Here is a 14,471-nt window from a genome sequence, read left to right as displayed (position 1 = left end):
GTCCGACACTGGGCTGGTGAACGCGAACGACGAACCGGTGCAGCCGTTCCCCACCGATTGGCGCACCGCGCTGGTGTTGGTCCCACATCCCGACGACCCCGAGTACGGGATCGGTTCGGCGGTCGCCAAGTGGACTGCGGCGGGAAGATCGGTGTATTACGCGCTCGCGTCCCGCGGTGAGGTCGGCATCGCGGGCATGCCGCCCGAGCAGGCAGGTCCGATCCGGGAAGCCGAACAGCGCCGTTCGGCCGCCATCGTCGGTGTGGACGACGTGGTGTTCTGGGATTTTCCGGACAGCAACATCCGCGACTGCCCCGAATTGCGGGCCAGGATCGCCGACACCATGACGGCCATCGCCCCCGATATCGTCGTCACCATCTACAGCGGCCCGAGCTGGTCGCCCGACGCGCCGAACCAACGCGACCACATCGAGTTCTCGCAGGCGGTCGCGGCGGCATACGACAGCCTCGCCGACCCACCGCGATGGCTCTTCGAGAACGGACCCGAACCCACCCACGGCGAGGTCATCGACGAATATCTCGACGTCGCGGTGAGATCGCTGGCCGCGCATGAGGTCTACCTCGAGGTGCTCGACCCGCACACCCCCGTCGTCGAGCAGGCCCGTCAACAGGTCGAGATGTCGACGCCGGAGAATCCCGAATTGGGGGGTCGGATAGCCGAATTCATCCTGAAACGGCACCGCTGAACGCGCCGCCGCGAGCGGTGCCGACGTGCGGGCCTACGATCGGACAGTGCGCGCTGTTGTCTACTCCGAGGTGGGTGCCCTGCCTGCGGTCGTCGACGTCCTTGACCCCGTATGCCCCGACGACGGGGTGATCGTCGAGGTTGCGGCGACCGGGCTGTGCCGGTCGGACTGGCACGCCTGGCGCGGGCACGATCCGGTGGAGCTGCCGATCATTCCCGGCCACGAGTTCGCCGGCATCATCACGGCGGTGGGTGCGGGCGTCGACGGCTGGCGGGTCGGGGACCGGGTGACGACGCCGTTCGTGCTGGGGTGCGGACGCTGCGAATTCTGCCGGTCCGGCGATGCGCAGGTGTGTCCCGACCAGCGTCAACCCGGATTCACCCTGCCGGGCACGTTCGCGCAGCGGGTGGCGGTGCCGCGGGCCGAGTTCAACCTGGTGCGGCTGCCCGATGCCGTCACGTTCGTCGCGGCGGCCTCCCTCGGGTGCCGGTTCGCCACCGCGTTCCGGGCCCTGGTGACCCACGGTGCGGTGCGGTCCGGGCAGTGGGTCGCGGTGCACGGCTGCGGCGGCGTCGGTCTGTCCGCGGTGATGATCGCGAAAGCGTTCGGGGCCAACGTGATCGCCGTCGACCGCAGCGCCGCCGCGCTGACGGCGGCGCACGACGCCGGCGCCGATGAGCTGGTGAACGTGAGCGAGATCGACGATGTGGCAACCGAAGTCACGCGGCGCACCGGCGGCGGAGCGCACCTCGGGATCGACGCCGTCGGCCACCCCGCGATAGCGGCCGCCTCGGTGTCCTCGCTGCGGCGGCGGGGCAGGCATGTCCAGGTGGGCCTGTTGCTCGGCGACGCCGCGCGCACCGCGTTCCCGATGGACCGGGTGATCGCCCAGGAACTCGCGATCCTCGGATCGCACGGTATGCCGGCCGTCGACTATCCGGCGATGCTCGACCTCATCGCGACCGGCGCGTTGCAGCCCGAGCGGCTGGTGCGGCGCCGGGTGGGACTCGACGACGCGGGTGCGGCCCTGGCCGGTATGGATGTTCCCGCCGATGCCGGCATGACGATCATCGAACCCGCCACCCCGTAGCGCGAGCAGACGCGTGCGTACCCTCCGGCGGCGATTTTCGGGTACCTACGCGTCTGCTCGCGCAAGGAGAGTCTCAGCGCAGGAACGTGTCGGCGTGGTTGGCCAGGTCCAGCAGCGGCTGCGGCAGGGCGCCGAGCGCGAACGTGACGGCCGCGGTGACGGTGACGACGGCGGTGGTCAGCCAGCTCGGCACCACCACCTCCGGCGCGTCCGCGGGCGGATCGGTGAAGAACATCAACACGATCACCCGCACATAGAAGTAGGCGGCGACGGCGCTGGCGATCACACCGACGATGACCAGTGGGATCGCGCCGCCCTCGCCCGCGGCCTTGAACACCGCGAACTTGCTGACGAAGCCGCTGGTCAGCGGGATCCCCGCGAACGCCAGCAGGAACAGTGAAAACACCACGCCGACAATCGGATAGCGTCGCCCGAGGCCGGCCCACTGGGCCAGCCGGGTCTCCTCGTCGCCGGTGATGTTGCGAACCATACCGACCACCGCGAACGCGCCGAGGGTGCTGAAACCGTAGGCGAACAGATAGAACAGGGTCGAGGACACCCCGGCGGGGTTGGCGGCGATGACGCCGGTCAGGATGAACCCGGAGTGCGCCACCGCCGAGTACGCCAGCATCCGCTTCACATCGTTCTGGGTGACCGCGGAGATGGTGCCCACCACCATGGTCAGGATCGCGACGGCCCACAGCACCGGTCGCCAGTCGTCGCGCAGCTGAGGCAGCGCGACGTAGAAGATGCGCAGCATCGCGCCGAAGGCGGCGATCTTGGTGGCCGCGGCCATGAATGCGGTGATCGCGGTGGGCGCGCCCTGATACACGTCGGGAATCCACGAGTGGAACGGCACCGCACCGACTTTGAACAACACCCCGACCAACAACAGGCCGATCCCGATCAGTGCCAGCGGGGTGCTCCCCGAGCCGGCCGCGACGGCGTCGGCGATACCGTCCAGGGCGAGCGAACCCGAGTATCCGTACAGCATCGCCGCGCCGTACAGGAAGAACGCCGACGAGAACGCGCCGAGCAGAAAGTATTTCAGTGCGGCTTCCTGGGACAGCAGCCGCTGCCTGCGGGCGAGCCCGCACAGCAGATACAGCGGCAGCGACAGCACTTCGAGCGCGATGAACATGGTCAGCAGATCGTCGGCGGCCGGAAAGAGCAGCATGCCGCCGATCGCGAACATGGTGAGCGGGAACACCTCGGTCTGCATCACGCCGGTCCTGGTCGCCAGCTGCTGGGCGGCGCTGCCTGCGACCGCCGATGCCTGCGGTGTGAACCCGTCCAAACCCTTGGCGCCGCCCGATGATTCGCCGGCCTTCTGCCGTTCGGCGATCAGCAGGATGCCGAGAATGCCGATCAACGCGACGGTGGCCTGCAGGAACAGGGCGGGCGCGTCCAGCACGACCGCGCCGAGCACCGCGGACCGGCCCGGCGTTCCGTGCAGATCCCTGGCCACCAGCACGGCCGCCACGGCCGCGGCGGTCAGGCCGCCGAGCGTGAGGATCAGCTGGGTCGGGTAGCGAACCCGGCGGGGCGCGAACGCCTCGACCAGAACACCGGCGACGGCCACCCCGAAGACGATCAGCATGGGCGACAGCAGCCCGTATTCGACGCTGGGAGTGACCATCAGCGCACCCCCTCGGCGATCGTCGGTGCGATACCCGGTGGCGGATCGGTCTGCCCGATCGTGGTCAGGGTGTGCTCCACGGCGGGATTGATCACGTCGAGGGCCACCTTCGGAAAGATGCCCAACACCAGCAACAGCGCGATCAACGGTGTCACCACGACGAGTTCGCGGGGTACCAGATCGCGCACCCGGTTCTCGCCGTCACTCAAGTCCTGGTGCACCGGTCCGGTCATCATCCGCTGATAGGTCCACAGGATGTACACCGCCGAGAGCACCAGCGCCGTCGCGGCGAACACCGCGAGCACCGGGTAGCGGGTGAATGTGCCGATCAGCACCAGGAATTCGCTGATGAACGGCGCCAGGCCGGGTAGCGACAGCGTGGCCAACCCGGCCACCAGGAAGGTTCCGGCCAGCACCGGCGCCACCTTCTGCACGCCGCCGTAGGCGTTGATCAGCCGCGAGCCGCGCCGCGAGACCAGGAAACCGGCGATGAGAAACAGTGCGGCCGTGGAGATGCCGTGATTGATCATGTACAGCGTCGAACCCGACTGGCCCTGGCTGGTCATCACGAAGATGCCAAGGATGATGAACCCGAAGTGCGATATCGACGTGTAGGCGATCAACCGCATCACATCGGTCTGGCCGATCGCGAGCACAGCGCCGTAGACGATGCCGATCACCGCGAGGGTGATGACGACGGGGCGGAAGTAGGTCGACGCGTCGGGGAACAGTTGCAGGCAGTAGCGCAACATGCCGAACGTGCCGACCTTGTCCATCACCGCCATCATCAGCACCGCGCTGGCCGGGGTGGCCTCCACCGCGGCGTCGGGCAGCCAGCGGTGGAACGGCCACAGCGGCGCCTTGACGGCGAAGGCGAACATGAAGCCGAGGAACAGGAAGTTCATCACCGCCGGGCTGCCGACCAGTTCGCCCGACGATACCGCGCCCACGATGGCCCGGAAATCGAAGGTGCCCGATTCGAACGCGTCACTGCCCGCGGTCACCACGTACAGCCCGATCACCGCCGCCAGCATGACGAGCCCGCCGAACAGGTTGTACAACAGGAACTTCACCGCCGCGCGTGAGCGGTTCTCGCCGCCGAAGCCTCCGATGAGAAAGTACATCGGGATCAGCATGGCCTCGAAGAACACGTAGAACAGCAGCACATCGAGGGCCACCAGGGACATGAACACCATGCCCTCGACGGCCAGGATCAGCGCCAGGTAGGCCTGCACGGACCGGCCGGCCAGCCCGGACTGGCCGGCCGCATCGTTCCATCCGGCGACGATGAGCAGCGGCACCAGCACCGCGGTGAGCACCACCAGCGCCAGCGCGATACCGTCCACGCCGAGGATGTAGCCGGTGCCGAAAGACGGTATCCACCGGTGCGATTCGACGAACTGATACTGCTCACCGGACGGTTCGAAGCCGACGCCGATCACTGCGGTCAGACCCAGCGCCGCCAGCGAGACGACCAGGGCCAGCCACTTGGCCAGCACCCGCTGCGCGGCAGGCAGCAGGATCACCACCGCGGCCCCGACGATCGGGATCGCCCACAGTGCCGTCAGCCACGGAAACGAATTCACCACAGTCGCACCGCCAGGATCGCCGCCACCATCAGGGCGGCGCCGCCGAGCATGGACAGTGCGTAGGACCGGGCGAAGCCGGTCTGCAACTGCCGCAGACCATCCGACGTCCGGCTCACCAGCGCCGCCAACCCGCTCGCGGCGCCGTCGACGCCCTTGTCGTCCGCCGTCACCAGAGCCGCGGTCAAGGTTTGGCCACCCCGCATGAACACCGCCTCGTTGAACGCATCGCCATAGAGATCCCGGCGGGCGGCGACAGTCAGCGCCGACCCGTCGGGCACATCGGCCGGGACCGGCCGATGCGCATACATCCGGTACGCCACCGCGATACCGGCCGCGACGACCGCCAGCACCAGGATGGTGACCACCCAGGCCGGGACCGCGTGGTGGGCCTCGTGCGCCCCGACCACGGGTTCCAGCCAGTGCGACAGGGTGCCGCCGATCGCCAGGGCGCCGCCCGAGACCACCGATCCGACCGCCAGCAGGATCATCGGCCAGGTCATCACGGCAGGCGATTCGTGGGGATGCGCCCCAGCCTTCCCCGTCGCTTCGCTCGCCCCAGCGTCAGCGTCCCAGCGCCGCTCACCGAAGAACGTCATCAGCATCACCCGGGTCATGTAGAACGCGGTGATCCCGGCTCCCAGAATGGTTGCGCCGCCAAGGATCACCCCGCGCGCACCGCCCGCGCCAAGGGCGGCCTCGATGATCCCGTCCTTGGAGAAGAAGCCGGCGAGCGGCGGTATGCCGATGATCGCGAGATAGCCGAGGCCGAAGGTGGCGAACGTGATGGGCAGCACCTTGCGCAGACCGCCGTAGCGGCGCATGTTCACTTCGTCGTCCATCGCGTGCATGACCGAACCGGCGCCAAGGAACAGGCCGGCCTTGAAGAAGCCGTGGGTCAGCAGGTGCATGATCGCGAAGGCGTAGCCTGCCGGACCGAGCCCGGCGGCCAGCACCATATAGCCGATCTGGCTCATCGTGCTGGCCGCGAGCGCCTTCTTGATGTCGTCCTTCGCGCAGCCGATGATCGCCCCGAACAGCAACGTCACCGCGCCGACGACGACGACGCCGGTCTGCGCGGTGGGTGCCAGATCGAAGATCGGTCCCGACCGCACGATCAGGTAGACGCCCGCGGTCACCATGGTGGCCGCGTGGATCAGCGCTGACACCGGCGTCGGGCCCTCCATCGCGTCCCCCAGCCACGATTGCAGCGGCACCTGCGCGGATTTACCGCACGCCCCGAGCAACAGCAGCAGGCCGATCGCGGTCAGCGTGGTTTCGCTCACCGCCGGGGCCGCGGAGAACACCCCGGCGAACGAGATCGACCCGATCGAGGCGAACATGATCATCAGCGCGATCGCCAGGCCCATATCGCCGACCCGGTTGACGACGAACGCCTTCTTGGCCGCGGTGGCCGCCGACGGCTTATGCGACCAGAAGCCGATCAGCAGGTAGGAGGCCAGGCCCACACCCTCCCACCCGGCGTAGAGGCCCAGGTAGTTGTCGGCCAGCACCAGCAGCAGCATGGCCGCCAGGAACAGGTTCAGATAGGCGAAAAACCTTCTCCGGTCGGGATCGTGCGCCATATAGCCGACCGAATAGATGTGGATCAGTGAACCGACACCGGTGATCAACAGCACGAAACACACCGACAACTGGTCGAGTTGCAGGCCGAAGTCGACCTGCAGACCGGCCACCGGCACCCAGGAGAACAAGGTTTCCCCGACCGCGCGGTCCGCCCCGCCGCGGCCCAGCATCTCGGCGAACAGGATCACCCCGACGACGAAGGAACCCAGCGACGCCACACAGCCGAGCAGGTGGCCCCACGGGTCGCAGCGTCGGCCGCCGAGCAGCAGGATCGCCGCGCCGGCGGCCGGTAGGGCGATCAGAAGCCATATCGGTGTCATCGTGGCGCCCTCAGTGTTTCAGCAGGCTGGCGTCGTCGACCGAGGCCGAATGGTGGGTGCGGAAGATGGTCATGATGATGGCCAGCCCGACCACCACCTCGCAGGCGGCGACGACCATGGTGAAGAACGCCACCACCTGACCGTCGAGCTGACCGTGCATCCGGGAGAACGCCACGAACGCCAGGTTGGCGGCGTTGAGCATCAATTCCACGCACATGAACATGACGATGGCGTTGCGGCGCAACAACACCCCGGCGGCGCCGATGGTGAACAGCAGCGCCGACAAGTACAGGTAATTGTCAGGGTTCACTGTGCTCCCTCCCGTTGGTGGCGACTGCGCGACGCGGCAGGATCGTGCTCACCGACAATGCCGCCTCCGAACCGTCGGGCAGCCGGGCCGGGATGTCGACGGCGTTGTGGCGCGCGTACACACCGGGATTGGGCAGCGGGGTCGGATGCCCGCCCGCCTGGAACCGTTCGATCGCGAGTTCGCGCTGAGTCTTTCGGCGTTCGAACCGTTCTCGGTGCGCCAGCACCATGGCGCCCAGTGCCGCGGTGATCAGCAGGGTGCTGGTCAGCTCGAACGCCCACAGGTAGCGGGTGAAGATCAGCGCCGCCAGACCTTCCACATTGCCCCCGCTGTTGGCCTCGGCCAGCCCGGTGAACCCGGCCACCGACACGTTGCCGATCCCGGCGATCATCAGGACACCGAAGCCCACACCCGCGATCAGCGCGGCGATGCGTTGTCCGCGCAGCGTTTCGACGAACGATTCGGACAGGTCGACGCCGATCAGCATCAGCACGAACAGGAACAGCATCATCACCGCGCCGGTGTAGACCACCACCTGCACCACACCGAGGAACAGGGCGTCCTGGGCGATGTAGAGCACCGCGAGCACGATCATGGTGCAGGCCAGAAACACCGCGGAATACACCGCCTTGGGCGCGGCGACCACGCCGATCGCGCCGAGCACGGCGACCGTTCCGAGGATCCAGAACATCACCGCCTCCGAGGTGGACGTCCGCGCGGAGGCTTCCGCGGCGAGCAGCGCTATCTCGGGGCTCATCGACCGGCCTGGCCGATCGGGGAGATGTTGCCGAGGTAGTAGTCGTCGTCGGTGCTGCCCGGCGCCATCTCGTGCGGCGGCGGCTGCATGCCCGGCTGCAGCGGCGCGAGCAACTTGTCCTTACCCCAGATCAGGTCGGCCCGGTTGTCGTCGGCCATCTCGTAATCGTTGGTCATCGTCAGGGCCCGGGTGGGGCAGGCCTCGATGCACAGCCCACAGCCGATGCATCGCAGATAGTTGATCTGGTACACCTGGCCGTAGCGTTCACCCGGTGAGAAGCGTTCCTCCGCAGTGTTGTCGGCGCCTTCGACGAAGATGGCGTCCGCCGGGCAGGCCCATGCGCAGAGCTCACAGCCGATGCATTTCTCCAGGCCATCCGGGTAGCGGTTGAGTTGGTGACGGCCGTGGTAGCGCGGCGCCACCGGGCCCGGCTTCTCCGGATAGAGCTCGGTGACCGGTTTTTTGAACATCGAGCCGAAGGTGACGGCGAATCCGGCGAGGGCCTCCAGGAACTTAGGCATCAGCGGTCTCCTTGATGACGTTCGGCAGCTCGGGCACCGGGTAGGCGCCCGCGCTCTGTTCCGGCGCGGATCGTACGGTGCGTTTTCGCAGCGACTGCCACAACGCCAGGGCCAGCGCGATGACGACGACGGCGGCCACGCTGATCAATCCGGTTGCCCAGCTTTGATATCCGTGCTCGCGCAGGCTGTGGGTGATCGCGACGACCATGATCCACACCAGTGACACCGGGATCAGGATCTTCCAGCCCATGGCCATGAACTGGTCGTAGCGCAGTCGGGGGAGGGTGGCCCGCAGCCACATGTATAGGAACATGAAGCTCCACACCTTGGCGGTGAACCACAACAGCGGCCACCAGCCGCCGTTGGCGCCGTCGATCAGGTTGAACGGGAACGGCGCATGCCAGCCGCCCAGGAACATCGTGGTGGCCAGCGCCGAGACCGTGGTCATGTTGACGTACTCGGCGAGCATGAACATCGCGAATTTCAGCGACGAGTATTCGGTGTGGAATCCGCCGACCAGCTCCCCTTCGGCCTCCGGCAGATCGAAAGGCGCACGGTTGGTTTCGCCCACCATCGAGGTCACATACACCAGGAAGGACGGCAACAGCAGGAACACGTACCAGGTGCGGTCTTGTGCGGCGACGATGCCCGAGGTGGACATGGTGCCCGCATAGAGGAACACCGCAGCGAACGACAGGGCCATGGCGATCTCGTAGGAGATCACCTGCGCGCTCGAACGCAGCCCGCCGAGCAGCGGATAGGTGGATCCGGACGCCCAGCCGGCCAGCACGATGCCGTAGACACCGATCGAGGTGACGGCAAGAACGTAGAGCACCGCGACCGGGAGGTCGGTCAACTGCAGTGCGGTGCGGTGGCCGAACACCGACACCGCACCGCCCATCGGGATCACCGCGAACGCCATGAATGCCGGTACCACCGCGATCACCGGGGCGAGCAGGTAGATCGGTTTGTCCACGCCGGCAGGGGTCAGGCCCTCCTTGAGTGCGAGCTTGACTCCGTCGGCCAGCGACTGCAGCAGACCCCACGGGCCGACCCGGTTGGGGCCGGGCCGCATCTGCATGCGCCCCAGCACTTTGCGCTCGATCAGGATCGCCGCCAACACGGTCAGCAGCAGGAATACGAAGACCCCCAGCGCCTTGGCCAGGATGAGCCACCACGGGTCGTGCCCGAACAGGGTCGGATCGGGATAGGTCACACGTCGGCCCTCCCGATCGACACCACGGCGCCGACGCCGACGCCGAGTTGGCCGTGCACCGCCGAACCGGGCGAGTTCATCGGTACCCAGACCACCCGGTCGACCATCTCGGTCACGGCGAGCGGCAGGATGATCGCGCCACGGTCGGCGCTCACGGTGACCGGATCGCCGTCGGCGGCACCGATCTCGGCGGCGGTGGCGGCCGACATCCGCACCACGGGGACGGGCGCGGTTCCGGCCAGGTGGGGTTCACCATCCTGCAGCCTGCCGGTGTCGAGCAGCATGCGCCAGCTGGCGAGCACGGCCTGGCCGGTGCCAGGGGCCACCGGCGTCACCGGCGCGGCCGACGGCGCGGGCGGGCGTTGCCCGGTCCAGGTGCCGAGAAGGTTCATCTCGGTGTCGGCGGCCTCGGCGGTCGGCAGGCCCAGATCGATGCCGATCTCGTCGGCCAGGTAGTGCAGCACGCGCAGATCCGGGATCGCATTGGTGTTCAGCGACGGCTGGAACGGCCGAACCCTGCTCTCCCAGTTGAGGAATGCGCCGGCCTTCTCCACCACGGGCGCCACCGGGAACACCACGTCGGCCAGTTCGGTGACGGGGCTTTGGCGCAGCTCCAGGCTGACCACGAACGGTGTCATGGCCAGTGCGGCGAGTGCGGCGTCGGGGTCGGGGAGGTCGGCGACGTCGACCCCGCCCACCACGAGCGCCGCGAGCCGGCCCGCTCCGGCGGCGGCCACGATGCCGTCGGTGTCGCGGCCGGGGGTGTCGGGCAGCTCCCCGGAGTGCCAGGCCTCGGCGGTCTGCTCCCTGGCGGCCGGATCGGTGACCGGGCGGCCGCCGGGCAGCAGGTTGGGCAGGGCCCCGGCCTCAACGGCGCCCCGCTCGCCGGCCCGGCGCGGAATCCAGGCCAGCCGTGCGCCCGTCGTCGCGGCCAGCCTCGCGGCCGCCGAAAGGGCACCGGGTGATCCGGCCAGCCGTTCGCCGACGAGGATCACCGCACCCGGCCGCTGCAACGCCTCGTGGGTGGCCAGCCCGTCGAGGGCGGCCGCTTCGGCACCGGGGGCGGTGGCGATCAGGGTGCCGGCCATCTTGGTCAGGCCGCGGGTGGCGAACGGCGCCACCGCGAGCACCCGCACACCGTTCTTGCGGGCCGCCTTGCGCAGCCGCAGGAACACGATCGGCGATTCCTCTTCGGGCTCGAAGCCCGCCAGCAGCACGGTCGGGGTGTGTTCGAGCTCGGCGTAGCGCAGCGCCGTCGGCCGTCCGGCCACGTGTGCGGCGAGGAAGTCGGCCTCCTCCGCCGAGTGCGCACGGGCGCGGAAGTCGATGTCGTTGGTGTTGAGCACCATTCGGGAGAACTTCGCGTAGGCGTAGGCGTCCTGTACGGTGCACCGGCCACCCACCAGCACACCGGTCCCGCTGCCCGCGGCCAGCAGCCCGGCACCGGCGACGGTCAGCGCCTCCGACCAGGACGCCGGGCGCAGGGTGCCGTCGTCGTCGCGGACCAGGGGTGTGGTGATCCGGTCGCCGACGGTCGGGTAGGTGAACGCCCACCGCCCCTTGTCGCAGTTCCATTCCTCGTTGACCTCGGGATCGTCACCGGCCAACCGGCGCAGGACTTTTCCGCGCCGGTGGTCGGTGCGCTGGGCGCAGCCGGACGCGCAGTGCTCGCAGACGCTGGGGCTGGACACCAGGTCGAACGGGCGGGCCCGGAACCGGTATGCCGTGCCGGTGAGCGCACCCACCGGACAGATCTGCACGGTGTTGCCGGAGAAGTAGGACTGGAACGGCTCGTCCGGAGCGATTCCGACCTGTTGCAGCGCACCGCGTTCCAGCAACTCGATGAACGGGTCGCCGGCGATCTGGGACGAGAACCGGGTGCAGCGGGCACACAGCACGCAGCGTTCGCGGTCCAGCAGCACCTGAGCGGAGATGTTAATCGGTTTGGGGTAGGTGCGTTTGACGTCGTCGAACCGGGTCTCCGGGCGGCCGTTGGACATGGCCTGGTTCTGCAGCGGGCATTCGCCGCCCTTGTCGCAGATCGGGCAGTCCAGCGGGTGGTTGATCAGCAGCAGTTCCATCACGCCGCGCTGGGCCTTGTCGGCCGCCTCGGAACTGAACTGGGTGCGCACCACCATGTCCGGGGTGACCGTCGTGGTGCAGGAGGCCATCGGCTTGCGCTGGCCCTCGACCTCGACCAGGCACTGCCGGCACGCACCGACCGGGTCGAGCAGCGGGTGGTCGCAGAACCGGGGGATCTGGATGCCCATCAACTCGGCGGCGCGGATCACCAGCGTGCCCTTGGGAACCGTGACCTGATCGCCGTCGACGGTCAGCGACACCATCTCCAGCGGTGGGGTGTCCTTGGTCGGTTCGGCCAGCGTCATGCACGTCCCCCTTTTCTTGCGCGAGCAGACGCGTAGGTACCCGAAATGCCCGTAAACCGGGTACCTGCGCGTCTGCTCGCGGTGAGAAGCATCTACGCACCCACCCCTTCGGCGGCCATCAGCGTCGAGGCGTGCGGATCGAACGGGCAGCCGCCGGACAGGTGCGCCACGTATTCGTCGCGGAAGTACCTGATCGAGGACATGATCGGGCTGGCCGCGCCGTCACCCAGGGCGCAGAACGACTTTCCGAAGATCCCGTCGGCGATATCGAGCAACTTGTCGATATCGGCCTGGGTGCCAGAACCGGATTCCAGCCGGGCGTAGATCTGGGCCAGCCAATAGGTGCCCTCACGACACGGTGTGCACTTCCCGCAGGATTCGTGGGCGTAGAACTCCGTCCAGCGTCGCACCGCCCGCACCACACAGGTCGTCTCGTCGAAGATCTGCAGGGCTTTGGTGCCCAGCATCGAGCCCACCGAGGCCATACCCTCGTAATCCAAAGGCACGTCGAGGTGTTCGCCGGTCAGCAGCGGGGTCGAGGATCCGCCAGGGGTCCAGAACTTGAGGGTGTGCCCGGTACGCACCCCGCCCGCGTAATCGAGCAGCTCCCGCAGCGTGATGCCCAGCGGCGCCTCGTACTGGCCGGGCCGGTTGACGTGGCCGGACAGCGAATACAACGTGAAACCGGGGGACTTCTCCGATCCCATCGAACGGAACCAGTCCACCCCGTTGACCATGATCGGCGGCACACTGGCGATGGATTCGACGTTGTTGACCACGGTCGGGCAGGCGTACAGACCGGCGACCGCGGGGAACGGCGGGCGCAGCCGGGGCTGCCCACGACGCCCCTCCAGGGAGTCCAGCAGCGCGGTCTCCTCGCCGCAGATGTAGGCGCCCGCACCGGCGTGCACGATCACATCGAGGTCGAATCCCGAGCCCAGGATGTCGGTGCCCAGATATCCGGCCTGGTACGCGTCGGCCACCGCGGCCTGCAACCGGCGCAGCACCGGTACCACCTCACCGCGCACATAGATGAACGCGTGGCGCGCGCGGATCGCGTAGGCGGCGATGATGACGCCCTCGATCAGGAAGTGCGGCGTGGTCAGCAGCAGCGGGATGTCTTTGCAGGTGCCGGGTTCCGACTCGTCGGCGTTGACCACGAGATAGTGCGGCTTGGCGCCCGCGCCGTCCTCGCCCTGGGCTTTCTGGTCGCTCCGCGGGCTTCGCTCCTGCGGGATGAACGACCATTTCGTCCCGGTGGGGAAGCCCGCGCCGCCGCGCCCGCGCAGACCCGAATCCTTCACCTGCGCAATCACATCGTCGGGGCTCATGGACAACGCCCGCTGCAGGCCCCGGTAGCCGTCGTGGCGGCGGTAGGTGTCCAGCGTCCACGGCTCGGGCTCATCCCAGAACCTGCTCAGTACCGGTGTCAGGGGCGTCATGGCTTCGACTCCATTGCGCCCGGGTCGGTTTCGGGGGTGCCCGGTTTGGTGGGCACCGTGGCCGACGGGCCCGGTGCGGGCTGGTCCCGGCTGGAATCGATGGCGGCGGGCTGGCTGCCCTGGGCCGGCCCACCCGACGGCGCCGACCCACCGGCCGGCGAATCCGGGGCGGACATGCCGTTCTCGTGCGCCCGCCGCAACCCGGCCAGGGTGGCTTCGCCGGGCGCGCCACCCGGGGTGCGCGGATCGCCCAGCCCGGCCAGGGTTCTGGCGGTTTCGCGGAAGGTACACAGCGGAGCCCCCCGGGTCGGTGCGGGTGGCGTTCCGCTGCGCAGCCCGTCCACCAGATCCCGTGCCGACGAGGGAGTCTGGTTATCGTAGAACTCCCAATTGACCATCACCACCGGCGCGTAGTCGCAGGCGGCATTGCACTCGATGTGCTCGAGGGTGACCGTGGCCTCTCCGCCAGCGGAGTCGGTGGTCTCCCCGGCATGGATGTCCAGATGATCCTGCAGCGCATCCAGGATCGCGTCGCCGCCCATGATCGCGCACAGCGTATTGGTGCAGACCCCGACCAGGTAGTCGCCGGTCGGGGTGCGCCGGTACATCGAGTAGAACGTCGCCACCGCCGCGACCTCAGCATCGGTCAGGCCCAGCAGCTTTGCGCAGAAGCCGATCCCGGCCGGCGTCAGGCAACCGTCCTCGGCCTGCACCAGATGCAGCAGCGGCAACAGGGCCGAGCGGGCATCGGGATAGCGCGCGGTGATCTGCTCTGCCTCGGCCCGCAGCCGGGTCGTCACCTCGTCCGGATACGCCGCGGGCCCGTTGATCGGCGGGCCCGCTTCATCGGGGCGTTGCCCCAGTTCCAGGAAGACTTCGCTCACCTGGACCTTCTCTCTTCGCACAAGAA

12 protein-coding genes are annotated in these 14,471 nt (G+C 68.3%); 2 read left to right on the top strand and 10 right to left on the bottom strand.

From position 1 onward, the window contains the following. Positions 1 to 16: 16 nt before the first annotated feature. Both ACWDTP_RS00195 and ACWDTP_RS00190 read left to right on the top strand, forming a co-directional pair. Positions 17 to 706 carry a PIG-L deacetylase family protein gene (locus ACWDTP_RS00195; RefSeq protein WP_450015354.1) on the top strand — a complete coding sequence of 230 codons (690 nt, stop codon included), beginning with the start codon at positions 17 to 19 and terminating at the stop codon, positions 704 to 706. Between the two features lie 46 nt (positions 707 to 752). Continuing rightward, the gene (locus ACWDTP_RS00190; RefSeq protein WP_450015352.1) at positions 753 to 1,796 is read left to right on the top strand and encodes a zinc-dependent alcohol dehydrogenase family protein; all 1,044 of its coding nucleotides are present in this window, start codon (positions 753 to 755) and stop codon (positions 1,794 to 1,796) included. Between the two features lie 73 nt (positions 1,797 to 1,869). Here the strand turns inward: ACWDTP_RS00190 and nuoN are convergent, their stop codons facing one another. The 10 genes from nuoN to nuoE form a co-directional block, all read right to left on the bottom strand. After that, positions 1,870 to 3,435: an NADH-quinone oxidoreductase subunit NuoN gene (gene nuoN / locus ACWDTP_RS00185; protein WP_450015350.1), complete on the bottom strand. Its 1,566-nt coding sequence runs from the start codon at positions 3,433 to 3,435 to the stop codon at positions 1,870 to 1,872. Further along, positions 3,435 to 5,024 carry an NADH-quinone oxidoreductase subunit M gene (locus ACWDTP_RS00180; RefSeq protein WP_450015349.1) on the bottom strand — a complete coding sequence of 530 codons (1,590 nt, stop codon included), beginning with the start codon at positions 5,022 to 5,024 and terminating at the stop codon, positions 3,435 to 3,437. The genes nuoN and ACWDTP_RS00180 overlap by 1 nt, the downstream gene beginning before the upstream one ends. Continuing rightward, positions 5,018 to 6,928, bottom strand: a complete 1,911-nt coding sequence (gene nuoL, locus ACWDTP_RS00175) for an NADH-quinone oxidoreductase subunit L (RefSeq protein ID WP_450015347.1) — start codon at positions 6,926 to 6,928, stop codon at positions 5,018 to 5,020. Before nuoL ends, ACWDTP_RS00180 begins: the two co-directional genes overlap by 7 nt. Positions 6,929 to 6,938: 10 nt before the next feature. Then, on the bottom strand, positions 6,939 to 7,238 hold the full coding sequence (gene nuoK, locus ACWDTP_RS00170; protein WP_450015345.1) for an NADH-quinone oxidoreductase subunit NuoK: 300 nt from the start codon (positions 7,236 to 7,238) through the stop codon (positions 6,939 to 6,941). Then, complete coding sequence (locus tag ACWDTP_RS00165; protein WP_450015343.1) at positions 7,228 to 7,995, bottom strand: NADH-quinone oxidoreductase subunit J; 768 nt, start codon at positions 7,993 to 7,995, stop codon at positions 7,228 to 7,230. Before ACWDTP_RS00165 ends, nuoK begins: the two co-directional genes overlap by 11 nt. Beyond that, positions 7,992 to 8,516: an NADH-quinone oxidoreductase subunit NuoI gene (gene nuoI, locus ACWDTP_RS00160; protein ID WP_450015341.1), complete on the bottom strand. Its 525-nt coding sequence runs from the start codon at positions 8,514 to 8,516 to the stop codon at positions 7,992 to 7,994. The genes ACWDTP_RS00165 and nuoI overlap by 4 nt, the downstream gene beginning before the upstream one ends. Next, positions 8,509 to 9,732, bottom strand: a complete 1,224-nt coding sequence (gene nuoH, locus ACWDTP_RS00155) for an NADH-quinone oxidoreductase subunit NuoH (protein WP_450015339.1) — start codon at positions 9,730 to 9,732, stop codon at positions 8,509 to 8,511. Before nuoH ends, nuoI begins: the two co-directional genes overlap by 8 nt. Beyond that, entirely contained in the window at positions 9,729 to 12,119 is a 2,391-nt protein-coding gene (locus tag ACWDTP_RS00150) for an NADH-quinone oxidoreductase subunit G (RefSeq protein WP_450015337.1), read from the bottom strand. The genes nuoH and ACWDTP_RS00150 overlap by 4 nt, the downstream gene beginning before the upstream one ends. Before the next feature lie 92 nt (positions 12,120 to 12,211). Further along, complete coding sequence (gene nuoF / locus ACWDTP_RS00145) at positions 12,212 to 13,561, bottom strand: NADH-quinone oxidoreductase subunit NuoF (protein ID WP_450015335.1); 1,350 nt, start codon at positions 13,559 to 13,561, stop codon at positions 12,212 to 12,214. Next, entirely contained in the window at positions 13,558 to 14,466 is a 909-nt protein-coding gene (nuoE, locus tag ACWDTP_RS00140) for an NADH-quinone oxidoreductase subunit NuoE (RefSeq protein ID WP_450015333.1), read from the bottom strand. The genes nuoF and nuoE overlap by 4 nt, the downstream gene beginning before the upstream one ends. Positions 14,467 to 14,471: the final 5 nt, after the last annotated feature.

Source organism: Mycobacterium sp. NPDC003449, assembly GCF_053588415.1.
Note: the sequence above shows the minus strand (reverse complement) of the source record. Positions and strands in the feature narration are given on the sequence as shown.

Coding starts and splice junctions, on each gene's coding strand:
- nuoL (WP_450015347.1), bottom strand. CDS start 6,928: ATGACACCGATATGGCTTCTGATCGCCCTACCGGCCGCCGGCGCGGCG.
- nuoI (WP_450015341.1), bottom strand. CDS start 8,516: ATGCCTAAGTTCCTGGAGGCCCTCGCCGGATTCGCCGTCACCTTCGGC.
- ACWDTP_RS00150 (WP_450015337.1), bottom strand. CDS start 12,119: ATGACGCTGGCCGAACCGACCAAGGACACCCCACCGCTGGAGATGGTG.
- nuoN (WP_450015350.1), bottom strand. CDS start 3,435: ATGGTCACTCCCAGCGTCGAATACGGGCTGCTGTCGCCCATGCTGATC.
- ACWDTP_RS00165 (WP_450015343.1), bottom strand. CDS start 7,995: ATGAGCCCCGAGATAGCGCTGCTCGCCGCGGAAGCCTCCGCGCGGACG.
- nuoF (WP_450015335.1), bottom strand. CDS start 13,561: ATGACGCCCCTGACACCGGTACTGAGCAGGTTCTGGGATGAGCCCGAG.